22 protein-coding genes are annotated in these 23854 nt (G+C 69.3%); 15 read left to right on the forward strand and 7 right to left on the reverse strand.

Features of this window, described 5'->3' with window-relative positions:
- The first annotated feature begins 31 nt into the window (after positions 1–31).
- Genes KDK82_RS13815 through KDK82_RS13845 form a run of 7 tightly spaced genes read left to right on the forward strand, consistent with a single transcriptional unit; the run spans position 32 to position 7489 of the window.
- The gene (locus tag KDK82_RS13815) at positions 32–1084 is read left to right on the forward strand and encodes a twin-arginine translocation pathway signal (RefSeq protein ID WP_088165216.1); all 1053 of its coding nucleotides are present in this window, start codon (positions 32–34) and stop codon (positions 1082–1084) included.
- Between the two features lie 4 nt (positions 1085–1088).
- Positions 1089–2222, forward strand: coding sequence for a cell division protein FtsQ (locus tag KDK82_RS13820; RefSeq protein WP_088165217.1), 1134 nt, complete (start codon positions 1089–1091; stop codon positions 2220–2222).
- A gap of 13 nt (positions 2223–2235) precedes the next feature.
- The gene (locus tag KDK82_RS13825; RefSeq protein ID WP_088165218.1) at positions 2236–3816 is read left to right on the forward strand and encodes an MBOAT family protein; all 1581 of its coding nucleotides are present in this window, start codon (positions 2236–2238) and stop codon (positions 3814–3816) included.
- A 21-nt stretch (positions 3817–3837) separates the two neighbouring features.
- Entirely contained in the window at positions 3838–4077 is a 240-nt protein-coding gene (locus KDK82_RS13830; RefSeq protein ID WP_012204786.1) for an acyl carrier protein, read from the forward strand.
- Between the two features lie 57 nt (positions 4078–4134).
- A complete protein-coding gene (locus KDK82_RS13835) occupies positions 4135–5619 on the forward strand; it encodes an AMP-binding protein (protein WP_088165219.1) in 1485 nt (494 codons plus the stop codon).
- Complete coding sequence (locus KDK82_RS13840) at positions 5616–6317, forward strand: alginate O-acetyltransferase AlgF (RefSeq protein WP_063326553.1); 702 nt, start codon at positions 5616–5618, stop codon at positions 6315–6317. Before KDK82_RS13835 ends, KDK82_RS13840 begins: the two co-directional genes overlap by 4 nt.
- A 26-nt stretch (positions 6318–6343) precedes the next feature.
- Positions 6344–7489 carry an acyl-CoA dehydrogenase family protein gene (locus tag KDK82_RS13845; protein ID WP_034392081.1) on the forward strand — a complete coding sequence of 382 codons (1146 nt, stop codon included), beginning with the start codon at positions 6344–6346 and terminating at the stop codon, positions 7487–7489.
- A gap of 17 nt (positions 7490–7506) precedes the next feature.
- Here KDK82_RS13845 and KDK82_RS13850 read toward each other — a convergent pair whose 3' ends face one another.
- Together KDK82_RS13850 and KDK82_RS13855 are read right to left on the reverse strand one after the other, a co-directional pair.
- Positions 7507–8481: a DUF4434 domain-containing protein gene (locus KDK82_RS13850; RefSeq protein ID WP_088165220.1), complete on the reverse strand. Its 975-nt coding sequence runs from the start codon at positions 8479–8481 to the stop codon at positions 7507–7509.
- A gap of 297 nt (positions 8482–8778) precedes the next feature.
- Complete coding sequence (locus KDK82_RS13855) at positions 8779–10107, reverse strand: dicarboxylate/amino acid:cation symporter (protein ID WP_088165221.1); 1329 nt, start codon at positions 10105–10107, stop codon at positions 8779–8781.
- 213 nt (positions 10108–10320) lie between these two features.
- On the opposite strand from KDK82_RS13855, the gene KDK82_RS13860 reads away from it, so the two are divergent.
- Positions 10321–12972 carry a PAS-domain containing protein gene (locus tag KDK82_RS13860; RefSeq protein ID WP_088165222.1) on the forward strand — a complete coding sequence of 884 codons (2652 nt, stop codon included), beginning with the start codon at positions 10321–10323 and terminating at the stop codon, positions 12970–12972.
- A gap of 24 nt (positions 12973–12996) precedes the next feature.
- On the opposite strand, the gene KDK82_RS13865 is transcribed toward KDK82_RS13860, so the two are convergent.
- Positions 12997–13635 carry a response regulator transcription factor gene (locus KDK82_RS13865; RefSeq protein ID WP_034392075.1) on the reverse strand — a complete coding sequence of 213 codons (639 nt, stop codon included), beginning with the start codon at positions 13633–13635 and terminating at the stop codon, positions 12997–12999.
- A gap of 528 nt (positions 13636–14163) precedes the next feature.
- On the opposite strand from KDK82_RS13865, the gene KDK82_RS13870 reads away from it, so the two are divergent.
- Together KDK82_RS13870 and KDK82_RS32795 are read left to right on the forward strand one after the other, a co-directional pair.
- A complete protein-coding gene (locus tag KDK82_RS13870; RefSeq protein ID WP_013803085.1) occupies positions 14164–15192 on the forward strand; it encodes a porin in 1029 nt (342 codons plus the stop codon).
- 235 nt (positions 15193–15427) lie between these two features.
- Entirely contained in the window at positions 15428–15592 is a 165-nt protein-coding gene (locus KDK82_RS32795) for a hypothetical protein (RefSeq protein ID WP_013803086.1), read from the forward strand.
- 59 nt (positions 15593–15651) lie between these two features.
- Here KDK82_RS32795 and KDK82_RS13875 read toward each other — a convergent pair whose 3' ends face one another.
- The 4 genes from KDK82_RS13875 to KDK82_RS13890 all read right to left on the reverse strand — a co-directional run bounded on the left by KDK82_RS13875 (position 15652) and on the right by KDK82_RS13890 (position 18799).
- The gene (locus tag KDK82_RS13875; RefSeq protein WP_088165223.1) at positions 15652–16404 is read right to left on the reverse strand and encodes a hypothetical protein; all 753 of its coding nucleotides are present in this window, start codon (positions 16402–16404) and stop codon (positions 15652–15654) included.
- Positions 16401–17393 carry an MlaD family protein gene (locus tag KDK82_RS13880; protein ID WP_013803088.1) on the reverse strand — a complete coding sequence of 331 codons (993 nt, stop codon included), beginning with the start codon at positions 17391–17393 and terminating at the stop codon, positions 16401–16403. The genes KDK82_RS13875 and KDK82_RS13880 overlap by 4 nt, the downstream gene beginning before the upstream one ends.
- Positions 17394–17458: 65 nt before the next feature.
- Positions 17459–18262 (reverse strand): ABC transporter permease, encoded by an 804-nt coding sequence (locus KDK82_RS13885; RefSeq protein WP_012204765.1) that lies wholly within the window; start codon positions 18260–18262, stop codon positions 17459–17461.
- Positions 18263–18334: 72 nt separating this feature from the next.
- Positions 18335–18799: a Cd(II)/Pb(II)-responsive transcriptional regulator gene (locus tag KDK82_RS13890; RefSeq protein ID WP_012204764.1), complete on the reverse strand. Its 465-nt coding sequence runs from the start codon at positions 18797–18799 to the stop codon at positions 18335–18337.
- A gap of 39 nt (positions 18800–18838) precedes the next feature.
- Here KDK82_RS13890 and KDK82_RS13895 point away from each other — a divergent pair, with 39 nt between their 5' ends.
- The 5 genes from KDK82_RS13895 to KDK82_RS13915 all read left to right on the forward strand — a co-directional run bounded on the left by KDK82_RS13895 (position 18839) and on the right by KDK82_RS13915 (position 23853).
- The gene (locus tag KDK82_RS13895) at positions 18839–21037 is read left to right on the forward strand and encodes a cation-translocating P-type ATPase (protein ID WP_088165224.1); all 2199 of its coding nucleotides are present in this window, start codon (positions 18839–18841) and stop codon (positions 21035–21037) included.
- A complete protein-coding gene (locus tag KDK82_RS13900) occupies positions 21034–21420 on the forward strand; it encodes a DUF3703 domain-containing protein (RefSeq protein ID WP_012204762.1) in 387 nt (128 codons plus the stop codon). The genes KDK82_RS13895 and KDK82_RS13900 overlap by 4 nt, the downstream gene beginning before the upstream one ends.
- 36 nt (positions 21421–21456) lie before the next feature.
- Positions 21457–21918 carry a hypothetical protein gene (locus KDK82_RS13905; protein ID WP_088165225.1) on the forward strand — a complete coding sequence of 154 codons (462 nt, stop codon included), beginning with the start codon at positions 21457–21459 and terminating at the stop codon, positions 21916–21918.
- Positions 21919–22039: 121 nt separating this feature from the next.
- A complete protein-coding gene (locus KDK82_RS13910) occupies positions 22040–22408 on the forward strand; it encodes a hypothetical protein (RefSeq protein ID WP_088165226.1) in 369 nt (122 codons plus the stop codon).
- Positions 22405–23853, forward strand: coding sequence for a TolC family protein (locus tag KDK82_RS13915; RefSeq protein WP_088165227.1), 1449 nt, complete (start codon positions 22405–22407; stop codon positions 23851–23853). Before KDK82_RS13910 ends, KDK82_RS13915 begins: the two co-directional genes overlap by 4 nt.
- The last annotated feature ends 1 nt before the right edge of the window (position 23854 follow it).

A 23854-nucleotide genomic window follows, 5' to 3' on the forward strand; every position in this document is an offset into this window, starting at 1 on the left:
CACACAGAAAAGAGAAAAGGAGAAAGCTCCCATGGATTCGACCAAGCAAGCACCCCGCCCCGCCCTGCACGGACTGCGCTCGGGCATGGCGCGCGCCGCACGCGGGCTGGCCGGCTGCGCACTGGTGCTGGGCGCGCTGGCAGCGCAGGGTACGGCCCAGGCCCAGACCCAGGCACAGGCACAGGACAGCTCCTCCATCGTCCTCAGGGGCAAGGATGGCTGGCTGTTTCCGGGCTGGGGCAGCCTGACCCAGGTGGACCGCGCCGGCATCACCGAATCCACCCGGCTGATCACCGAGGCGCGCAACCTGCTGGCCGCGCGCGGCGTGAAGCTGCAGGTGCTGCTGCTGCCCGACAAGGTGCGCTTCTATGCCGACAAGATGCCCGACGGCAAGGCCATGAGCGCCGATGTCCAGGGCCGCTACAAGCAGGTGCTGCAGGCGCTGCAGGCCGCCGGCATTCCCAGCTTTGACGACGAGGCCGTGCTGCGCACCGTGCGCGACAGCGGCAAGGACGTGTTCTACCGCACCGACCAGCACTGGACCCAGGCGGCAGCCGACGCCACGGCCGAGGCCACCGCCCGCATGGTCCAGGGCGAGGTGCCCCAGCTGGCCGGCAGCGCCGGCAGCGGCCTGGCCCTGGGCGACACCGTCACCGAGCGCCGCTATGGCGACCTGGCCGAGCTGTTTCTGACCGCCGAGGAGCGCAAGCAGATCGGCCGCGAGGTCTACACCGTGCGCCGCCAGGCTCCGGCCAAGGGCCTGCTCGACGATGAGCCCGCGCCCGTCCACGTGACGGGCCACAGCATGGTCCAGCCCTACTTCGGCTTTCCGCAAAAGCTCTCCAACCTGCTGGACCGCCCGGTCTCGCTGAACTGGAAGCCCGGCAACGTGGGCCAGTGGACCATGCTGCTGGAATATCTGGAGTCGCCGGCCTTCAAGTCCCAAAAGCCCCAGGTGCTGGTGTGGCAGATGTTCGAGCCCACCTACAGCTACGGCCCCAACGCGGCCGGTCAGTGGGACAACGCCTCGCTCATGCCCAACGCCACCTGGCTGGAGCGGCTGCGGGCCGCGCTCAAGGGCTGACACCGTGGACCCCACCGCGCAAGAACTGCAAACCGACAAAGGACACCGGCGCAACGCCTGGATCTGGGGCGCCCTGCTGCTGTCGGGCCTGGCCTGGGGCGGCTGGACGCTGGCCAGCGGGGGACCGAAGGCCGGCGAGCTGCAACTGGCCGCCTGGCTGGATGGCCGCGCGGGCGCGGCGCTGAACAAGGGCCTGCGCCTGCCTGCGCAGTCCTCGCTGGAAACCGGCCAGGCCGCGCTGCGCTACCGCCTGCTGGGCGACACGGGAGCGCAGGTGGCCCTGGGCTGCCCGCAATGGATGTTCTACCGCGACGGCCTGCGGCCCCAGCCCGGCACGGGCGCCGCGCCCTTCGAGGCGCGACAGCGCCTGCTGCGCCACTGGACCCGGCAGTTGCAGGACAAAGGCATTGCCACCCTGGTGGTGGCCGTGCCCGACAAGTCGCGCATCGAGGCCGCCCATCTGTGCGGCCTGCCTGTGGCACCCGTGATGCTCCAGCGCCTGGACCTGTGGCAGCAGCGCCTGCAGGCCGACGGCATTGCCTTTACCGATCTGCGCCCTGCCCTGCAGACACAGGAGCAGGCGCAACCCGTTTTCTTTCGCACCGACGTGCACATGAATGCCGAGGGCGCACGCGCCGCCGCCCTGGCCGTGGCCCAGGCCGCGCTGCCACTGCTGGGCGGGCAGCGCGGCGCCCAGGCCTTCGAGGAATCCGCGCCCGGGCCGCTGCAGCCGCTGCCCGGCGACCTGCTGGCCCTGGCCGGCCTGGCCGACGCACCGGCAGGCTGGCGCCCGCAGCGCGACGAAATACGCCCCCAGGCCATCACCCCCGTGCGCGGCGGCGGCCTGCTGGACGAGACGCCGCCCGTGCAGGTGCTGCTGGCCGGAAGCTCCAACGGGCTGCGCAGCAATTTCGCGCCACAGCTCGGCCGCGCGCTGGGCCAGGAAGTCTGGAACCTCAGCATGGACGGCGGCCAGTTCAGCGGCGCCATGGTGGCCGCGCTCAAGCGCCGCGCCTCCTGGCCGGCCAGCCTGCGGCTGGTGATCTGGGAGTTCTCGGAAAACACCTTGTCCCTGCCCCTGACGGACGATGAAAAAGCGGCGCTCAAGGAGATGGACGCCGCCTCCCCGCCTGCGTGACCCCGCCCGCTACATGCTGTTCAATTCCTATCTTTTCCTGCTGCTGTTCCTGCCCATCGCGCTGGCGGGCCACTACCTGGCCGGGGCCATCAGCCTGCGGCTGGCCGCGTTCTGGCTGTGCCTGACGTCCTTTGTCTTCTACGGCTGGTGGAACCCGCAGTTCGTCGCCCTGCTGGCGCTGTCCATCGCCTTCAACTACGTGGTGAGCCTGCTGATCCTGCGCTTTGCGGGCCGCGCGCGGCTGCAGGGGCTGGTCACCGCCCTGGGCGTGGGCGCCGACCTGGCGGCGCTGTTCCACTACAAGTACTTCGCCACGCTGTTCAACTTCCTGGGCGAATGGGGGCTGACGCAGGGCGGCATGCACGAGCTGATCCTGCCGCTGGGCATCTCGTTCTTCACCTTCACCCAGATCGGCTACCTGCTGGACTGCCGCTCGGGCATCGTCAAGGAACGCAGCCTGCTCAGCTACGTGCTGTTCGTGACCTTCTTCCCGCACCTGATCGCGGGGCCCATCCTGCACCACAAGGAAATGATGCCGCAGTTCGCGCAGCCGGATAACTACCGGTTCCGCGCGGACAACCTGTCCATCGGCGGCACGCTGTTCGTGATCGGCCTGGCCAAGAAGGTGCTGCTGGCCGACGAGATCGCGCCCTATGCAGACGCGGGATTCGCCGCGCCCGGCGAGCTGCAGTTCTGGGCCGCCTGGGGCGCCAGCCTCAGCTACGCGCTGCAGCTGTACTTCGACTTCTCGGGCTACTCGGACATGGCGCTGGGCCTGGCGCGCATGTTCGGCATCCGTTTCCCGCTGAACTTCAACTCGCCCTACAAGGCCGGCAGCATCATCGACTTCTGGGCACGCTGGCACATGACGCTGACGCGCTACCTCACGGCCTACCTCTACTATCCCGTGGCCATGGCCATCTCGCGCGCACGCGAAAAGCGCGGGCTGTCCGTGGGATCGAGCGCCGCGCGCACGCCGGGCGGCTTTGCGGCCACCATCGTCGTGCCCACGCTGTTCACCATGGGGCTGGCGGGCATCTGGCACGGCGCCGGCCTGCAGTACGTGATCTTCGGCCTGCTGCATGCCTTCTACCTGTCGGCCAACCACGCCTGGCGCATCTTCGTGGTCAGCCGCAAGCCGGCCGCCGCACGCAAGTCGGGCCGGGGCGTGCAGGCGCTGTGCGTTGTCATCACCTTCATTGCCGTGCTCATCGCCCAGACCTTCTTCCGGGCCCACGGCGTGGGCGACGCCATGCTGCTGCTCAAGGGAATGGCCGGCCTGCGCGGCGTGGAGGCGCTGGAGTCGCTGTCCCACGTCCAGGGCCTGGCACTGGGCGATGCCATCCGCCTGGCCATAGGCCACCATATGCAGTTGGCCCTGGTGCTGCTGCTGCTGGCCATTGCCTGGTTCACGCCCAATGCCCACCAGATCCTGGACCGCTTCTCGCCCGCCATGTTCAAGGTGCAGGAAGCGCCCCGCGCCTGGATGCGCTGGCGCCCCAGCGCAGGCTGGACGGCCGTGACCCTGTTCCTGCTCTTCCTGTGCCTGGTCAACCTGCACAAGGAAACCCGCTTCCTGTATTTCCAGTTCTGAAACACCTGTTGGAGAAAAACCATGTCCCTGAATGACATCGAAACCAAGATTGCCCAGATCATCGGCGCCATCATCCTGACCTCGGTCGAGCCCGATACGCTGCTGCTCGAATCGGGCCTGGTGGACTCGCTGTCCGCCGTGGACGTGGCACTGGCCATCGAAAAGGAATTCGGCGTCAAGATACCGCCGTCGGAGATCGACCTGCACCTGGAATCCGTGCACACGCTGGCGCAGTACGTGGCCGAGCAGCGCAAGGCCTGATGCAGCGCCTGCACGCCGCCGCCCTGTCCCTTTGTCCCTGCGCAACAAGGAGCCCGCATGCGATTCAGTTTTGACCGCTTCGACTTCACCGAGCCCGGCGCCGACACCGCGCGGCCCGCCGTGATCGATGCCGCCGGCACGCTGGACTGGCAGCAACTGGCCCAGGCCGTGGCGCAATGGGAGCAGCAGGCGCTGGCGCGCGGCGCGCGGCGCGACGAGCCGCTGCTAATCACGGGGCACAAGGAGACCGCGTTCCTCGTGGCCATCCTCGGCTGCCTGCGCCTGGGCGTGCCCTTCGTGCCGGTGGACGTGATCAACCCGCCCGAGCGCATGGCGCGCATCGCCACGCTGGTGCAGGCCGGCCTGCACTACGACGCGCAGGCCCGCAGCTTCCTGGACACCGGCATCGCCGCGCAGCCGCTGCAGGAAAAATCGCTGGCCTACATCATGTTCACCTCGGGCAGCACGGGCGATCCCAAGGGCGTGCAGATCGGGCGGGAGAGCCTGGGCCTGTTCGCCGGCTGGATACGCGACTGCCTGGCGCTGGGCGAGGCGCCGGTCTTCATGGACCAGATGCTGTTCAGCTTCGACTTTTCGCTGTTCAACTGGATGGGAGCCCTGGTCACGGGCGGCGCCTGCGTGCTGTGCGCGCGCGAGACCATTGCCGACCGCCAGGCCTTTGCCGCCTACCTGGCGGGCACCCATGTGAACGTCTGGGCATCCACGCCCTCCTTCGTGCGCCAGCAGCTGCTGGATGCCGACTTCGACCAGCAGCACCTTCCCGACCTGCGCGTCTTCGTCTTCGGCGCCGAATCGCTCACGCCCACCGTGGCCGAGGCGCTGTGGAGCCGCTTTCCCCAGGCGCGCATCATCAATTCCTACGGCCCCACCGAGGCCACCTGCTCCACCACCTGGGTGGAGATCGACACCGCGCTGCGCCAGCGCGCGCCGCTGCCCTTTCCCATCGGCCGGGCCAAGCCCTATGCCGATGTGTTCCTGGACGAAGGCGAGATCTGCGTGGCCGGCGACCACGTGATGCGCGGCTACCTGAACCGCCCCGACCTGCACGCCACACGCATGTTCATGCGCAACGGCAAGCGCGGCTACCGCACGGGCGACCTGGGCGAGATCGACGGCGAGGGCCTGGTCACCTTCCACGGCCGGCGCGACGACCAGATCAAGATGCACGGCTACCGCATCGAGCTGGCCGAGGTCGATGCCGTGCTGGCCACCCTGCCCGGCGTGCGCGCAGGCGCGGCGGTGGCACTCAAGCGGCCCGATGGCTTCATCGTGCGCATGATCGGCTTCGTGGACCTGGACCGCAGCGGCCCGCCCGGCATGCAGCCCCTGCCCGAAGACCTGGCCGGGTGGCGCGAACTGCTGGCCCAGCGCGTGCCGCCCTACATGATTCCGTCGGAACTGCTGGCCTGCCACGGCTTCCCGCTGACGCAGACTGACAAGGCCGACCGCAAGCAACTGGAGCGCATGTACCTTGATGCACGCATGCGCCCCGCCAAGGAAACCAAGGACCCGCAGGCATGACCTCCGCTTTTTCCCCCGTGATGCGTACCGTCGCGCTCGCCCTGGCCGGCCTGGCCGGGCTCTCCTGCCTGCCCGCCGCGCATGCGGAAGGCACGCTGGCCCAGCTGTATGCAGCGCGCCCGCCCGCAGGCTCGTCCTTCGTGCGCGTGGTCCACCCCGATGCGGGCAGCCTGCGCGTGAAGATCGGCGACGGCCCCGAGCAGACGCTGTCCGGCAGCAAGCCGGCCAGCAGCTACGCCATCGTCAAGGGCGACACGCCCTTCGCCATCCAGCTGGACGGCAAGAGCGCCGGCAGCATGAAGGTGGCGCCGGGCAGCTTCACCACCTTGGTGCCGCAGCGCCAGGGCAAGAACGCGGCCGCGCGCTTCACGTCCATCGACGACTCCGGCGGAAGCCAGGACGCGCTCAAGGCCGAGCTGCGCTTCTACAACCTGATCGACGATTGCACCGAAGGCGGGCTCAAGATCGCCGGGACGGGCACGCCGCTGTTCACGGGCGTGGCGCCCGCCAGGTCGGCCAGCCGCTCCATCAACCCGGTCAGTGCCCAGCTCGCCGCCACCTGCGCCACTGCGGCCAGCGCGCCGCTGGCGCTGCCACAGTTGCAGCCGGGCGACCACTACAGCCTGTTCATGACGGGTACGGCCGCCGCACCCGTGCTGCGCGGCCAGGCCAGCGCCACCGACACCTATCGTCCCTGACCCAGCCCAAGGAGACCGACACAGACATGCGCACCCGCTCCGTATTGCGTGAAGACCACCTGCTGTTCAAGGAACAGGTGGACCGATTCGTGGCCACCGAGATCCTGCCCCACATCAATGACTGGGAGGCCGAGGGCATCACGCCGCGCGCCCTGTGGCGCAAGGCCGGCGACAGCGGCCTGCTGAACTGCGACCTGCCTCCGCCCTACGGCCAGGGCGGCGACTTCGGCCACGCGGCCGTGGTCATCGAGGCGCTGGCGCGCGCCAACTGCCTGGGCATCGGCTTTTCCATCCATTCCGACATGGTGGCGCCCTATCTCTGGAACTTCGGCACGCAGGTGCAGAAGGACCGCTGGCTGCCGCGCATGGCCACGGGCGAGCTGATCGGTGCCATCGCCCTGACCGAGCCCGGCGCGGGCAGCGACCTCAAGGCCGTGCGCACGCGCGCCCGCCGCAAGAGCGAGAGTGAAGGCGGCGGCTACGTGCTCAACGGCCAGAAGACCTTCATCACCAACGGCGTCAACGCCGGCCTGATGGTGGTTCTGGCCAGCACCGAGCCCGACCTGGGCGCGCGCGGCCTGTCGCTGTTCGTGGTGGAGGAAGGCATGAAGGGTCTGGGCAAGGGTCCCGCCCTGCGCAAGATAGGCCAGCACAGCCAGGACACCTGCGAGCTGTTCTTCGACGAGCTGCACCTGCCGGCCGACCACCTGCTGGGCCGCGAAAACGCAGCCTTCGAGCATGTGACCCAGGAACTGGCGCAGGAGCGGCTGGCGATCGCGCTGCGCGCGGCGGCCTCCACCGAAGGCATGCTGGACGAGGCCGCCGAGTTCGTGCGCAACCGCAAGGTCTTCGGGCGCCGCGTGCTCGACTACCAGAACACCCGCTTCAAGTTCGCCGACGCCCTGGCCAAGACCACCATGCTGCGCGTCTTCCTGGACGACTGCCTGACCCAGCACATGGAAGGCTCACTGGACTCCGTCACCGCCGCCATGGCCAAGCTCAACGCCACCGAGCTGCAGGGCCAGGTGCTGGACGAGCTGCTGCAATTGCACGGCGGCTACGGCTACATGGCCGAATACGGCATTGGCCGCGCCTGGGCCGATGCACGGGCGCTGCGGATCTTCGGCGGAAGCAGCGAGATCCTGCGAGAGATCATCGGCAAGCGCTTCTGACCCGGCAGCCACCGCGCTCAGCGGGCGGCAGCCTTCCATTCGCGCAGCAGTTGCCGGGCCTCTGGCGTGTCGTTCAGCACCCAGGGGTCGATGGCGAAGGCGACAACGCGCTGGGCACCGTAGTCGCGGGCCACGTCCCACTGGCGGCGCACGCGCTCGAAGCTGGCCGTGCGCGCCTGGAAGTCCGAGCCATCGGGCCGCGTGGGCGGCAGTTGCTCGAACAGTTCCACGATGAGGTCGAACGGCGCCCTGCGCTCCAGCAGCATCTGCTGCAGCGGTGCCAGCGCCTCGTAGTTGCGCAGGCCCGCCACGCCCACGCCGTCCTGCACCATGGGGCGCAGGGATACGCGGTCCAGCAGGATGCTCCACAGCGTGGGCAGGCTGCCCAGCGTCTGCAGCTGGCTGAAATAGGTGGAGATGCCGGGCACCTGGCCGGATGTGGCCGCTGCCGCCTGCGCCAGTGGCTGCAGTGCGCTCACCAGCAGCTCGATGCGCTCGGGCGCGGCCCAGTGGTATTGCTCCAGCTCGTAGGGGATGTACCAGCCGCGAAAGGCCGCATGGCGCGGCCAGGTGCTGGTGTACATGTGGCTGGCGCCCTGCTCGGCGATATGCGCCAGATAGGGCGCGGGGCCTGCGGCGTTGGAAAGGCTGATCTGCTTCCACCAACGCTCGTCATAGGGCAGGCCCAGGTGCACGCCCATGCCCAGTTCGGTGCAGATGTCTAGCAGGTCGGCGATCTGCGCGTCGGCCAGCATCCAACTGTCCGCCTCGGTATCGCCCAGCAGGCCGCTCCATTGCACGAACAGCTCCCGGCAGCCCAGCGCCTGGGTGGCGGCCAGGCGCTGGCGCCATTGATCGCGCGGCATCTCCAGATGGCTGCGCCACGGCTGCAGGAAACTGCCCGACACGGGCGCCGAGGCCGCGCAACCGACCAGCGAGGCACAGGCGGCGGCCGCGCCGGCGCCGAGGAATTCGCGTCTGGACAAATGCATGGTGGGAACGGCCGCAAGGCTGTGTGAAGCGAAGCACCAAGAATACAGCCAAGCGGCGCGGCAGCCGCCCCGCAAGAGCCGGCCCACCCGGACTTGACCCGGCCGGGCTGAGGGTTGAATCAGAACCGACGATGAATTGGAGCCAAGGGGACAACGCCCGTGCAGATGTCCTGCCGGCCCGAACCAGGCAAGGACTTGCCGCCATTAGATCGAGTAGAAATGCCTCGCGCCACCCTTGGGCGGCGCGAGGCATCGGCGGGTGGGCCTTTGCCGGCCCTTGCCCTGGCCAGGGCGTTCTCAGGCCTTGGCCACGGCGGCCTCGGGAGGCAGGGCCTTCTCAGGCTCTCCGTCCAGGGCCGCATTGAGCTTGCTGTAGTCCAGCTCGTTTTCCCAGCGCGAGACCACCACGGTGGCCACGGCATTGCCCATGAAGTTGGTCAGCGAGCGGCACTCGCTCATGAAGCGGTCCACGCCCAGGATCAGGGCCATGCCGGCCACGGGCACTTCGGGCACCACGGCCAGCGTGGCGGCCAGGGTGATGAAGCCAGCGCCGGTCACGCCGGCAGCGCCCTTGGAGCTGAGCATGGCCACCAGCAGCAGCGCGATCTCATGGCCCAGCGTCAGGTGGGTATTGGTGGCCTGGGCGATGAACAGCGCGGCCAGCGTCATGTAGATGTTGGTGCCGTCCAGGTTGAAGGAGTAGCCCGTGGGCACGACCAGGCCCACGACGGACTTGCCGCAGCCGGCGCGCTCCATCTTCTGCATCAGCGAAGGCAGGGCCGATTCCGAGGACGAGGTGCCCAGCACCAGCAGCAGTTCCGCCTTCAGGTAGCGCGCCAGCTTGAGCACAGAGAAGCCGCACAGCCGCGCCACGAAGCCCAGCACCACGACCACGAAGAGCAGCGAGGTGATGTAGAACGAGCCCACCAGCCAGGCCAGGTTCACCAGCGAACCCAGGCCGAACTTGCCGATGGTGAAGGCGATGGCGCCAAAGGCTCCCAGCGGCGCAGCCTTCATCAGGATGCCGACCAGCTTGAACACGGGGGCCGTCAGCGCCTCCAGGAAGTTGAGCACGGGCTTGCCCGCATCACCGACCATGGCCAGCGAGATGCCGAACAGCACGGCCACGAACAGCACCTGCAGGATGTTGTCGCCCACGAAGGGGCTGACCAGCGTCTTGGGGATGATGTCCATGGCAAAGCCGGTGAGCGTCAGCTCGTGGGACTTGGCCACATAGCCCTTGACGGCGGCCTGGTCCAGGTCGGCCGGGTTGATGTTCATGCCCGCGCCGGGCTGCACCACGTGCGCCACCACCATGCCGACCACCAGGGCCAGCGTGGAGAAGAACAGGAAGTAGGCCATGGCCTTGAGGAACACGCGGCCCACGGTGCGCAGGTGCGTCATGCCCGCAATGCCGGTGACGATGGTCAGGAAGATCACCGGCGCGATGATCATCTTCACCAGCTTGATGAAGGCATCGCCCAGCGGCTTGAACTGTTCGGCGTACTGGGGCTCGAAGTGGCCGAGCAGCACGCCTGCCACGATGGCGACCACCACCTGGAAATACAGCTGGCGGTAGAAAGGCAGCCGCTCGGGGCTGGCGGCGTGGGTGGGGACGGCATGCATGGTGCGGCTCCGGCGGGACTGTGTGGGGGTGGACGCACCACCAAGGTGCGGCGAGGTCCAGTTTGTACCGCTGGCGTGCTCCGGCGCCGATAACCTATTGGTATTAGGCGCAGGTGCTCCCCCAGGGAGAATGCACGCAGAATCAGGGTAATCCCCAACCCCTTCCCGCCCCTGGAAGGCACCAAGCTGGCGCCCAATCGGGTCCAGACCACCATGCCCCAACCCGTTCGACGCCCTTCACGCCGTTCCTTCTGGACCCTGCTGCTGCTGTTCGGCGGCATGCTCGCCTGCATGCTGCTGGCCGGTGAGCTGGTCTACCACCGCGCCCTGCGCGGCGAGGCCGAAAGCGTGCAGCGCCAGCTCAGCCTCTACGCCCAGGCCCTGGGCCAGCGCATAGACCGCTACCGCACCCTGCCCGAGGTGCTGGCGCTGGACGCGCAATTGCGCGCCGCCCTCACCCACCCGCTGTCTCCCGCCGAGGTCGATGCCCTCAACCGCAAGCTGGAGCAGGCCAACGGCGCCAGCCAGTCGTCCACGCTGACCCTGATCGACCGCCACGGCACGGCCCTGGCCGCCAGCAACTGGCGCGAGACGCGCAGCAACGTGGGCGTGGACTACAGCTTCAGGCCCTATGTTCAGCAGGCGCTGTCGCGCGGCAGCGGGCGCTTCTACGGCATCGGCCTGACCACGGGCCTGCCGGGCTACTTCCTGTCGCAGGCCATCCTGGACGAACAGAACGCCGTCGCGGGCCTGGTGGTGATCAAGATCGCGCTGCTGGAGCTGGAGCGCGAATGGCTGCAGACGCCCGACGTGGTCATGGCCTCGGACGAGCACGGCGTGGTCTTCCTGGCCAGCCAGCCCGACTGGCGCTACCGCCTGCTGTCCCCCCTGAGCCCCATCGACGAGGCGGACCTGGCCGCCACGCGCCAGTACATCGACCAGGAGTTGCACCCCATGCGCTACCGGGTGCGCCAGGGCCTGGAGCAAGGCAGCCGCCTGGTGCAGATGCAGGAGCCCGCCCTGCCCGGCACCACGCTGTGGCAGACCATGCCCCTGCCCGGCAGCGACTGGCAATTGCACCTGCTGCACGACACGCAGGCCAGCACCGTGGCCAGCCGCTGGGCGGCGGCGGCCGCTGCGGGCGGCTGGCTGGCCCTGGGCCTGCTGGTGCTGTTCGTGCGCCAACGCAGGCGGCTGGCCGCGCTGCGCCTGCGCAGCCGCCTGGAGCTGGAGACCGTGCTGCGACAGCATGCCCAGGAGCTGCGCACGGCCCAGGACGGCATCGTCCAGGCCGCGCGCCAGGCCGACACGGGCCTGAGCCGCAGCCTGGAGCACCTGCCCCAGGGCGTGGTGGTGATCGACGCCGACCTCAACCTGGTGGCGTGGAACTCGCGCTACGTGGAGCTGTTCCGGTTTCCCTCCGAGCTGCTGCGCACGGGCCAGCCCATCGAGAACCTGTTCCGCTACAACGCCCGGCGCGGCCTGCTGGGGCCCGGCCCCATCGAGGAGGCCATCCACCGGCGGCTGCAGCATCTGCGCAGCGGCAGCCCGCATCTGCGCGAAAGCACCAAGGACGACGGCACGGTGCTGGAGATCCGCGGCAACCCGCTGCCCGATGGCGGCTTCGTCACCAGCTACGCCGACATCACCAGCTACAAGAACGCCGCGCGCGAGCTGCGCTCGCTGGCCGATGCGCTGGAGCAGCGCATTGCCGAGCGCACGCGCGACCTGGCCGAAGCCAAGCGCGAGGCCGAGCAGGCCAACCGCTACAAGACCCGCTTCGTGGCCGCCGCCGTGCACGACCTGCTGCAGCCGCTGAACGCCGCGCGCATGTTCAGCTCCCTGCTGCGCAGCCATCTGCATGACGACGCGGGCCGCCATGTGGCCGACAGCATCGACGGCGCCCTGGCCGCGCAGGACGCCATCCTGGGCAGCCTGCTGGACATCTCGCGCATGGAATCGGGCCAGCTGGAGGTGCGCGTGCGCGACTTCGCGCTGGGGCCGCTGCTGCAGGTCATGCGCCACAACTTCGGCATCCTGGCCGAAAGCCGGGGCCTGCGCCTGAGCGCGGTGGACACGCGCTGCGTGGTGCGCAGCGACGAGGCGCTGCTGCGCCGCATCCTGCAGAACTTCCTGTCCAACGCCATACGCTATACGCGCCAGGGCCGCATCGTCATCGGCTGCCGGCGCCAGGGCCAGCACTTGCGCATCGAGGTGCACGACCAGGGACCGGGCATTCCCGAGAGCCTGCAGCACGAGATCTTCGAGGAATTCCGCCGCCTGGACGAAGGCCATGGCGACGACCGTGGCGCCGGGCTGGGCCTGGCCATCGTCGAGCGCCTGGGCCGCCTGCTGGGCCACGAGATCGGCCTGCGCTCGCACCTGGGCCGGGGCAGCGTGTTCTGGGTCTGCGTGCCGCTGGGCGATCCCGCAGCCGTGCCGCAGATCGCCGCGGCCACGCACTCCGGCGAGGCAGGCCAGGACGCACCGCTGCAGGGCATGAGCGCCTGGTACGTGGAAGACGATGCCCAGTCCTGCACCGCCATGCGCGCCCTGCTGCAGCGCTGGGGCTGCAACGTGCCGCTGGCCGGCGGCCCGGCCGAGGCGCTGGCGCTTGCCGCGCCCGGCGAAGCGCCGCAGCTGGTGCTGCTCGATGTGCGCCTGGGCCAGTTGCACGGCCCCGATGTCTACGCGCAGCTGTGCCAGCGCTGGGGCCAGTCGCCGCCCGTGATCCTGGTCACGGCCGAGCGCGACGGCATGGTGCGCCGCCAGGCGGCCGAGCGCGGCTGGGGCTTTCTGGCCAAGCCCGTGCGCCCGCCCGCGCTGCGCGCGCTTATGAGCCAGATGCTGCTGCGCCACCGATAGACGTGGCACGGCAGGGCCTGGCGTTCAGACCGTGCCGTCGTTCTCCAGGCTCTTGACCAGCACGGCCGCCTGCGTGCGGCTGTAGCACTCCAGCTTCTTGAGAATGGCCGTCACATGCACCTTGACGGTGTTCTCGGCCAGCCCCAGCTCGTGGGCGATCTGTTTGTTGAGCAGACCGTCGGCCAGGCACAGCAGCACGCGGAACTGCTGGGGCGTGAGCTGGGCCAGCCGCGCGGCCAGCGCGGCGTCGGCCTCGGAGCGCTCGGCGGCCATGGGCGGGAACCAGCTGCCGCCGTCCAGCACCTCCTGCAGGGCCGTGCCTATGGCCTCGGCCGGCGCCGATTTCGGAATGAAGCCCGCGGCACCAAACTGCTGCGCACGGCGGATCACGCGCGGATGGTCGTTGGAGGAAATCACCACCACCGGAACATCGGGGTACTCGCCGCGCACATGCAGCAGGGCCGAAAAGCCGCGTGCGCCCGGCATGGCCAGGTCCAGCAGCACCAGCTCGATCTCGGGGTGCTGTTGCAGCGCCGCGCCCAGGGTCGCAGCGCTTGCGGCCTCCAGCACGGCGAACTGCGGCAGGGCCTCGCGCAGCACATGGATCACCGCAGCGCGGAACAGCGGGTGGTCATCGGCAACGAGCAGGGTGGATTCGGACATGGGCGCGAGTCTGACACGTCTGGAAGCACATGCCCGGCTCATGGGGTCCTGCCTGGCCCATGGCCGGGTTGCAAGCTGGCACGCTGTTTGCAATCAGTTGCAGCCAAAGGCCTGGCAACAGGCACAAATCCACCGCCCAACCGACGAACAAGGAGCCCTGAATTGACCTTTGAGCCCTCTTGCAACGACCTGCTGCACAGGCCTGGTGCCCCGGCCCCATCCCAGTGCACGGCAGTGTTCAAGCCGCGAGAGTGCAAAACACAAATTAAGTTTCGTCATAACTGTGTCAAAGACACCACTTCCTGGCTGGCGCGATGGCTCGGATGCGTTGTAATACGCGGCTTAGCCAGTCAAGACCGCCTTGCACACAGGCCGCAAAGACGTGCCGACGCCAGCCCGCCCCTGATGCGAAAACGCCACTGTCCCAGGTTTGCCACGTAGCCCAGCCTCGGCGATTGGTTCATCGTCTGCCCCGGTCACAGCACTGGCCACCCGTTTCCACTCTCTAACAATGAAAGACTCCTCAACATGAAACGTTCCTTCATCGCACTGGCCGCTGCACTGGCCTGCGCCGGCGCTGCACACGCCCAAAGCTCGGTCCAGCTGACTGGCCTGGTGGACGCCTATGCCGGCTCCATGCGCATGGCTGGCGATGCCAGCGGCAAGGGTGTCGTGGGTTCGGGCGGCATGACCACCTCCTGGTGGGGCATGAAGGGCCAGGAAGACCTGGGCGGCGGCCTGAAGGTCGATTTCCAGCTGACGGCCTTCATGCGTGTGGACACTGGCAGCCCCGGCCGTTTCGATGGTGACCCGTACTTCTCGCGCGATGCCAACGTCGGCCTGTCCGGCGGCTTCGGCACGGTGCGCCTGGGCCGCGGCATGGCGCCCAACTTCCTGCCCACCATCCTGACCAACCCCTTCGGTGACTCCTTCACCATCTCCCCGCTGGTGCTGCACGCCAACGTGGGCACGACAGCCTGGGGCTCGGCCAACCTGACCACGCCGTCCGACACCGGCTGGAGCAACCAGGTCGTCTACACCACGCCCAAGTTCGGCGGCCTGCAGGCCAACGTCCACTACCAGTTCGGTGAAAAGGGCGGCGATTCCGGCAAGAAGAACATCGGCGTGAACGCCATGTACTTCGGCGGCCCCCTGAGCCTGGTGGCCTTCTACGAGCGCGCCCAGATCAGCAACCCCGTGAGCCTGGCCGTGATGCCCACCAAGACCGACTGGATGCTGGGCGGCACCTACAACTTCGAAGTGGCCAAGCTGTACGCAACCTACGGCCAGGCCAAGGTCAAGGATCTGGACCGCAAGAACAGCACCTACTCGCTGGGCCTGGACGTGCCCGTGACCAGCGCCGGCACCATCAAGGCAGCCCTGGCCCGCACCAAGGCCGAAATCGGCGCCGTGGACTCCACGCGCACCACGGCCAGCCTGGGCTACGACCACTACCTGTCCAAGCGCACCGATGTGTACACCGTGCTGATGCACGACCGCATCACGGACCTGAAGTCGGGCACCAGCCTGATCGCGGGTATCCGCCACCGTTTCTAAGGCGACGCCTGGCCTGCCAGCACGGGCCAGGGACTTACGTCCCGAACTTTCAGCGAGGCTCTGCCTCGCTTTTTTTTCGGCCTCTTGAAAGTCGATAGAAATTTTCTCTCAGCAGTTTTTTACAAACGTCAAGAGAGAAAGCGATTGTCCGACAGCCGCGCTGCGCAATCCGGTGTGCAATGGAGTCCAGGCCCAGCCCAATGCTCTGCCTGCGCTGCCAGACAGGAGGTCCACCATGCGCAGACCCAGCCCCTTCGGACGTCATCCCTTCATCGCCTTCACCGCCACGGTCGTGCTTGCCGTAGCCGCCAGCGTTGCCACCTTCTGGCTGGACAGCGCCGCCCCAGCTGCAGACACCTTGCTGCAAAAAGACCCGGGCGCCCTGCTGTCGTCGATGTAAGCCCTGCAAACGCCTGCAAATGCCTGCCCAGCGCCATCCCTTTCGGACTGGCGCTGTTTTCATTTGCCGGCCGATGTGCCGACCGATGCACCGGCTGATGTACCTGCCGATGCGCCCCCACCGCTGGCCGTCTTCTCCAGCAGCGACAGCCTGCGCCTGACGGCCTGGGCCTTGTCCACCTCGCCCGCCTGATCATGGGCCCTGGCCTGCAGCAGCAGCCAGGCCATCACCGCACGGCGCCAGCCTTGGGCCGAGGCGGTTTCGGCACCCAGCTCCAGCAACTGCGGCTGTGCCGCACCCGCCCGTAAGGCCGCGCCGGCCGCCACCAGCTGCGGCAGCGGCTCCTTGATGGCGCCCACGGCAGCCAGCGCGGAGGCAGGTGCACCCAGCAGCGCCTGCGCCACGGGGCGCTGTAATTCTGGCAATAGCGCAACGTCTTCGGGCCGGGGCTTGCCTTGCAAATAGCGCGCATAGGCTGCCTCCGCCGGCGCCGCGTCAAGCGCCAGCGCCTGGTAGCCGGGGCAGTCATCCCATTCCAGACTGGCCACCTGGGCCGCGCAGCGCATCAGCTCCACACGCGCGGCCAGGTCGGTGCGGCCCGTGGCGGCCACCTCGGCACGGGCCTTGTCCCATTCCATGGCCTGCACGCGCTGGCGGCCTTCCAGGTAGGCGGTGGATGCGCGCTGGGACGCAGATTCGGCATTCAGCGCCCAGTCCGGCGCGGGCAGGCGGCTGCTGCAGCCGGCCAGCACCAGGGTCAGCACGGCGCTGGCGACGGCATGACGCGCCAGGAGGGTTGCGGCAGAACTCATGGCAGCTTCAACTCCGGTTGGTGCGCAAACGGCCACTTGCGCTGCAGGTCGGCCAGCACGCCTTCGAGGCGGCGCAGGTTGCCCTCGACCTCGGCGCGCAGGGCGCCCAGGTCTGCCGTGGCCTCGCGCGCATTGGAGCCCACGGCCTGGGCCTCGGCCAGCACGGCGTCCACCTTGCCCAGCGTGCGGCGCGTATCGGCCAGCAGGCCGTTGAGCTGCACCACGGTGGAGCGCACCTCGGGCATGACGCCGCCGGCGTCGAACACCTGGCTGTCGGCCCGCGCCACCATGCGCTCCATGCGGGCCAGCGTGGCGTTGGCGCGGTCCAGCAGGGCCGTCACCTTGCGCGCCTCCTGCTCGCTGCCCATGACCACGCCCAGCACGCCGCCCGGCCCCTGGGCCCGGCCGGCCAGGCCGCGCAGCTCGGTCAGCGACCCGCCCAGGGCCGAGTCCGGCGCGGTGAGCTGGGCGATGTTGCCCAGCACTTCCTTGGCCGTGGACATGATCTGCGGCAGCTCGGCCGTGGCATCGCCACGCAGCACGGGACGCACGGCCTCGTCGGGCAGCGGCGGATCGCTGAGGATGCCGCTGTAGGCCTTGATGGTGGTGCCGCCCACCAGCCCCTTGACCAGGGTGAAGACGCTGGACTCGCGCAGCCAGTGCGCGTCCTTGCGCGGCACGTCGATGAGGATGCGCACATTGCCGTCCTCGGCCAGCTCGATGCGGCGCACGCGCCCGATCGGAAAGCCCGAGAAGGTCATGTCCATGCCCACGCTCACGCCCTCGGAGTCGTCGGCCGTGAGCACCAGGCGCTGCGTGGCGTCGAACACGCCGCGCGAGTACAGCAGGTACAGGGCCGATCCAAGAATCAGCACCAGCGTGAACAGCAGCAGTCCAGCCGCCTTGGCGCGCAGGTGCGCCACGGGCTTGAGGGCCTCGATTTCCTCGCCGTCCCAGGGGTCTGGCGGCGTGCGCCGCGTATCGGTCATGGCATTCCTTGTTCTGGCACGGGCCTTGCCGTGCATGTGGGGTTCGTGGAGTTCAGCGGGCGTGCTCAGTAATAGTTGCCCATGAGCGAGATCACCTCGATCACCAGCAGCACGGCAAACATGCGCGCAAAGCCGCCCAGCGCCGCGCCGCCGAGCCGGTGGCGCCGCAGTGGCGCATACAGGCCCGAGGCCATGGGCATGATGGCCACGGTGAGGCTGAAGAACCAGGTCTTGAGCACGAACACCAGGGTCACGGCCGGCGTGAAGATCTGGCCGAAGATGCGCGTGTAGCCGGGCAGTCCCGCCAGCGTGAAGCCATAGACGCTCAGGTAGACGGTGACCAGGGCCACTACGCAGCTGAGCACGGCCAGCGTGACCGAGGCAAACACGCCACCGGCCGCGCGCGGCACCAGGGCCATGCGCAGCGGATCGGAGCCGCGCTCCTGCCAGGCCTGGAGCTGGCCCCGTGCGCGCAGCTGCGCAATCAGCGTGCCGTTGGGAATGGTGCAGCGCATGGCCACGAACAGCGCGGCCGTCAGCGGGATCAGCTCGATCACCAGCACACGCACCACCATCTCCAGCGCATAGCGCGACAGCCCATAGCTCAGCGCCGTGACGATGACGATGCGCGTGATCACCGCGCACAGCAGGGCCGCAAGCGCCGTGAAACCCAGCAGGATGGGCCCGGTCTGCACATAGATCTGGTGCGCCATGGCACGCCGTGCACCACGCCGGTAGCTGGAAGGGGACATGGCCAACACCAGCAGCACGGCGCCCAGGTAGACGCTGCGCCACCAGGCCAGCGCATGGTCGCGCAGCGCCGCCCAGATGCGGTCGGGAAGGGACAGGGCTGCGTGGCTGAGGCTCATCGGGCGATGATAGCGAGCCGTACCGGGACGGTCCGTCGGACGCCGGCGCAAGACAGGCAGCTGCGGACGGCGCTACACATGGCGCTTGGCGCCGGAGCTGCCCAGGGCAGGCGCCAGCGGCTCGTCAGCCTGGGCGTGCAGGGCCTCGATCAGATGGCAGTAGCTGGCCGACCCGTCGCACTGGCTGCGCAGCTGCATCAGCTCATGCTCCAGCGCGCGCAGCTCGGCCAGGCGCTCGCGCACATGGCCCAGATGCGCATCCAGGGTTTCGTTGGCAGCCACGCAGTCGGCCTTGCTGGCGCCGTCCAGCGCCAGCAGGGTGCGGACCTCGTCCAGCGACATGTCCATGGCGCGGCACAGGCGGATGAAGCGCAGCCGGTGCACATCGCTGTCGCTGTACAGCCGGTACTGGTTGTCCTCGCGCACGCCTGCACTGAGCAGCCTTTCCTTCTCGTAGTAGCGGATGTTGGCGGCGGCCACGCCGGAACGCTTGGCCGCCTCGCCGATGCGCCAGCGCGCAGATTCATGCTGTGACATGCTTGACCTTGAAGTGACTTCACCGTTTCCAATGCTCGCATGAACTCCAATCGCCTGCCAAGCCCTCAGGGCAACGAGGCCCTGAAAGCCTCCCCTGCCCTTTCCAAGCCCGCCTCGACTTCGCCGTCTTCCGCCTGCGGCACCGATTGCTGCGCGCCCTTCACCATCACCCAGCCCACGCCGGCCCGCAAGAAGGCGCAAGGCCACTCGCATGCGCATGGCGAGGGCCATGGCCACGATCACGCCCATGGCCATGACCATGACCACGGTCACGACGAGAGCGATCCCCATGCCGGCCACGACCACAGCGTGCTGCCCGGCTGGCCGCGCATCACGGCCGCGCTGATTGCAGCCGTGCTGGCCGAAGCCGCCCACTGGTTCAGCGGTTCCCAGGGCGGCGTGCCGGCCCTGCAATACGGCGGCATGGCCGTGGCCGTGCTGGCGATTGCCCTGTCGGGCCTGGGCGTCTACAAGGCCGGCATCCGCGACGTGCTGCGCCTGAAGCTGGGCATCCACGCGCTGATGGCCATTGCCGTCACGGGTGCCTTCGCCATCGGCCAGTGGCCCGAGGCCGCCATGGTCATGGCCCTGTACGCCGCGGCAGAGCGCATCGAGGACCAGGCCATGGACCGCGCGCGCAATGCCATCCGCAGCCTGCTGCAGATGGCGCCCGAGACGGCCGACGTGCTCCAGCCCGATGGCAGCGTGCAGCGCGTGGCCGCCGCCGACGTGGCGCTGGACGCCACCGTGCGCGTGGCCCCCGGCGCGCGCGTGCCGCTGGACGGCGTGGTCCTGCGAGGCCAAAGCTCGGTCAACCAGGCGCCCATCACCGGAGAAAGTGCCCTGGCCGACAAGGCCCCGGGCGACGAGCTCTACGCCGGCAGCATCAACCAGGATGGCGAGCTGCAGATGCGCGTCACCTCGGCGGCCAATGACAGCCTGATTGCGCGCATCGTCCACGCCGTGGAGCAGGCCCAGGCCTCCAAGGCGCCCACCCAGCGCTTCGTCGATCGCTTTGCCGCCGTCTACACGCCCATCGTGCTGGTGCTGGCCATTGCGCTGGCGGTGCTGGCACCGCTGGTCATGGACTGGAGCTGGCATGACGCGGCCTACCAGGCGCTGGCCCTGCTGGTCATCTCCTGCCCCTGCGCCCTGGTGCTGTCCACCCCCGTCACCGTGGTCAGCGCGCTCACGGCGGCTGCACGCCGCGGCCTGCTGATCAAGGGCGGCCAGGCGCTGGAATCGGCCCGCAAGCTGCGCGCCATTGCCCTGGACAAGACCGGCACGCTGACCACGGGCAGCCCCAAGCTCGTCGAATGGAAATCCTGGAGCGAAGAAGACGCGGCCCAGGACTCCAGCCAGCCTGCCGCATATGCCCTGGCCCTGGCCGGCCGCTCGGACCACCCGGTCTCGCGCGCCATTGCTTCCGGCCTCCAGGCCGATGCCGCCGTGGCCGCCGATGCCGCACGGGCCTCGGTCAGCAAGCTGCTGGCCCTGCCCGGCCGTGGCGTGCAGGCCGAGATCGACGGCCAGCTCTGGACCCTGGCCAACCTGCGCTGGGTGCAGGAGCAAGGCTGGGACAGCGCCGCGCTGCGTGCCAGCCTGGCCACCCATGAGGCCCAGGGCCGCACCGTGACCCTGCTGGCCGACAGCAGCGGCGTGCGGGCCCTGTTCACCGTGGCCGACCCGCTGCGGCCCCAGGCCCGCGAGGCCGTGGCGCGCCTGCAGGCCCTGGGCGTGCAGCCCGTGGTGCTCAGCGGCGACAACACGGCCACCGTGCGCTCCATCGCTGCCGAAGCCGGCATCCAGGATGCGCGCGGCGGCCTGCTGCCCCAGGACAAGCTCGACGCACTGGCCGAGCTGCAGCGCACCCACGGCCCCACGGCCATGACGGGCGACGGCATCAACGATGCACCGGCCCTGGCCCAGGCCGACATCGGCTTTGCCATGGGCGGCATGCACAGCACGGGCATGGCCATGGAAACCGCCGACGTGGTGCTGATGAACGACGACCTGCGCCGCCTGCCCGAAGTGGTGGAACTGTCACGCAGCGCCCACGCCGTGCTCTGGCAGAACATTGCCCTGTCGTTGGGCGTCAAGCTGGTGTTCTTCGCACTGGCCCTGGCCGGCAACGCCAGCATGTGGCTGGCTGTGCTCGCCGACATGGGCGTGAGCCTGCTGGTGGTCGCCAACGGCCTGCGGCTGCGCCGCTGGGGCAGCGACAGGGAGGCGGCATGACCGACGCCCAGCGCCGCGCCGCCTTCACCCACCTGCTGCACAGCTTCCGTTCAAGCCAGGACCAGGCGCCCGCACAGCGCTGGCTGCTGCTGGAGGCCAGCCATGTGCTGGGCCAGCAGCTGCTGGGCCTGCACTGGCGATCCCACTGCTGGATGCTGCGCCATGCGCTGCAGCTGCGCGATGGCGGGGAGGTGGCAGGCCAGTTGCTGCGCTTGGCCCTGGTGCCTGCAGGCCACCTGCTGGACCGGCTGCCGCGCGGCAACACAGGCCGCGCCACGGTGCCGGCCACCCTGCCCATGGACATGCCGCCCGCCGTATCGGCCCTGATCGCCGAGGCCCTGCGCGCCACGCGCCACACGCCCCGGCAAAGCCCACGCGCCTGAGGAACTTCGCGCCGCCGTCCGGCATCATCCAAACCTATGCGCCGCCCCTTGTCCATTGTCCTGGTCTTGCTGCTGGTCCTTCGTGGCCTGCTGGGCGACGCCATGGCCATGGGGGCGGCTCCGGTGATGGGCGTCCCGGCTCCGGCCGTTGCATCGGCGTCGGACTCGGCACTCCACCACCATGCGCCGGAGATCGCGCAGTCGCCGGACAGCCATGAACGGCATCCGGCACACGCCACGGAGCAGCCCTCGCATACGTCACACGCCGAGCACAGTGCAGACTGCTCCTCCCAGGCCGGCGGCCCTGCGGGCGGCAGCTGCGGCGAACATGAACATGGGCCCAGCTGCACCCTGTGCGGCATCTGCCATTCGGCCCTTTTCACTCCTGGCCAGATCGGTTCGGACGGCGCAGCGCCGTCCGCCGCACTGCGCCCCCAAGGCAGCACGCGCTTTGCCAGCGCGGCCAAGCTGCAGGCCATCAAGCCACCCATTTCCTGAAGCCTGACGCCCGAAGTGCGTCCGCGCCCGCCTTGCCGCCCGCCCATGGGCAGCCCGTTTTCGGGCATGGCAGGGCACTTGGCTGCGGATGCGTCACCCGTTACGCATTCAGGAGAACACCATGCGCCGTGCGCATTTTCTCGCCCCCCTCATCCCCCTCATCCATTTCGGGCTGGCGGCCCTTGCCGCATCCAGCCTCGCTGCCTGGGCCCAAGCCCATGACGGCAGCCTCCCCCCGGCCTCGTCCTCCGCAGGCCTGACCGGCGCCATCGATCCGGCAGCGGCCAGCCTGCCGCTGCGCCATGCCGCGCTGCCGGCCAGTGGCGCCGTGGAAACCGAGCTGACCGACTGGCGCCAGGCCAATGCGGCCGTGGCCGAGTTTCCCAACGGCCATATGGACATCCTGCGCTGGGAAGCCGCCCAGGGCGGTCGATCCACGCCTGCGCCGTCCCCGCACGGCTCTCACATGCAGCACGGAGGCCGGCCATGAAGCGCACCCTCTTCGCCCCCACCCGGCTGGTCGGCGCCATGGCTGCCGTGCTGGCCCTGGCCGGCTGCGCCAGCATCTCGCCCGACGGCCTGCGCGGCGCGGTCCAATCCCATACCGCCAGCCGCCTGCCGGACGGCGCCGAACTGCCGCCAACCGATCTGCAGGCCCGCGACGCGGCGCAGCAGCGCATCGACGAGTGGCTGCGCCAGCCGCTGGACATGGACCAGTCCGTGCGCATCGCACTACTCAACAACCCCGGCCTGCAGGCGCGCCTGGCGCAACTGGGCGTGCAGGATGCCGAACGCGTTCAGGCCCTGACCCTGCCCAACCCCACGCTGGCTCTGGGCCGCATGGTCAACAGCGACGAGCGCGAGATCGAGCGCCAGCTGAGCTTTGGCCTGGTCAGCCTGATCACCCTGCCCTGGCGCAGCCGCTGGCAGGGCATGCAGATGGAACAGGCCACCCTGACCGCCGCGCAGGATGTGCTGCGGCTGGCCGCCGACACGCGCCGCGCCTGGCTGCGCGCCGTGGCCGCACGCCAGCAACTGGCGTCCAGCGAGCGCATGCACGAAGCGGCCGAGGCCGGGGCCGAGCTGGCGCGCCGCATGACCCGCGTGGGCAACTTCAGCCGGCTGCAGCAGGCACGCGAGCTCAGCATCCAGCAGGGCACCGCAGCCCAGCTGGCGCGTGCGCGCCTGGCCGCCACGGCAGAGCATGAGCAACTGGCTCGTCTGATGGGCCTGTGGGGACGGCGCATCGATTTCAAGCTGCCCGACCAGCTGCCCGCCATCCCGCAGGCCGCCACGCAGTTGCGCGCAGGGGACGATGCCGAAGCCACCGCGCTGCGCGAGCGCCTGGACCTGCGCGCACTGCGCCGCGACCTGGACCAGTTGGCCGAGCGCCGTGGCTGGGCACGCCTGGGCGCCATGTTCGGCGACATCGGCCTGGGCTACAACCGCAACACCGCCACGGACCGGGCCTCCGGCCACAGCGATGTGACACGCGGCTGGGAGATCGACCTGCCCCTGCCGCTGTTCGACTGGGGTGGCGCCGCCAGCGGCCGCGCACGTGCCGAGGTCCAGCGCAGCGCGGCCCAGTTGCAGCAAGGTGCCATCCAGGCACGCGCCGAGGCGCGCAGCAGCTGGATGCGCTACCGCACGGCCTGGGACCTGGCCCACCAGCAGCAGACCGAGGTGCTACCGCTGCGCCGCTTCATCCAGGACGAAACCATGCTTCGCTACAACGGCATGTTCGTCAGCGTCTGGGAGTTGCTGGCCGAGGCCCGCAACAGCGCCCAGGCCGTGGCCACCGCCACCGACGCCCAGCGCGACTTCTGGCTGGCCGACACCGACCTGCAGCTGGCTCTGGCCGGAACCTCGCCAGGCACGGTCGAGGCCGCATCCAGCGCCGCCGCACCCACTCCCACGAACACAGCGAGCCACTGAC

Source organism: Delftia sp. K82 (genome assembly GCF_002193035.1).
Taxonomy (GTDB): domain Bacteria; phylum Pseudomonadota; class Gammaproteobacteria; order Burkholderiales; family Burkholderiaceae_C; genus Comamonas; species Comamonas acidovorans.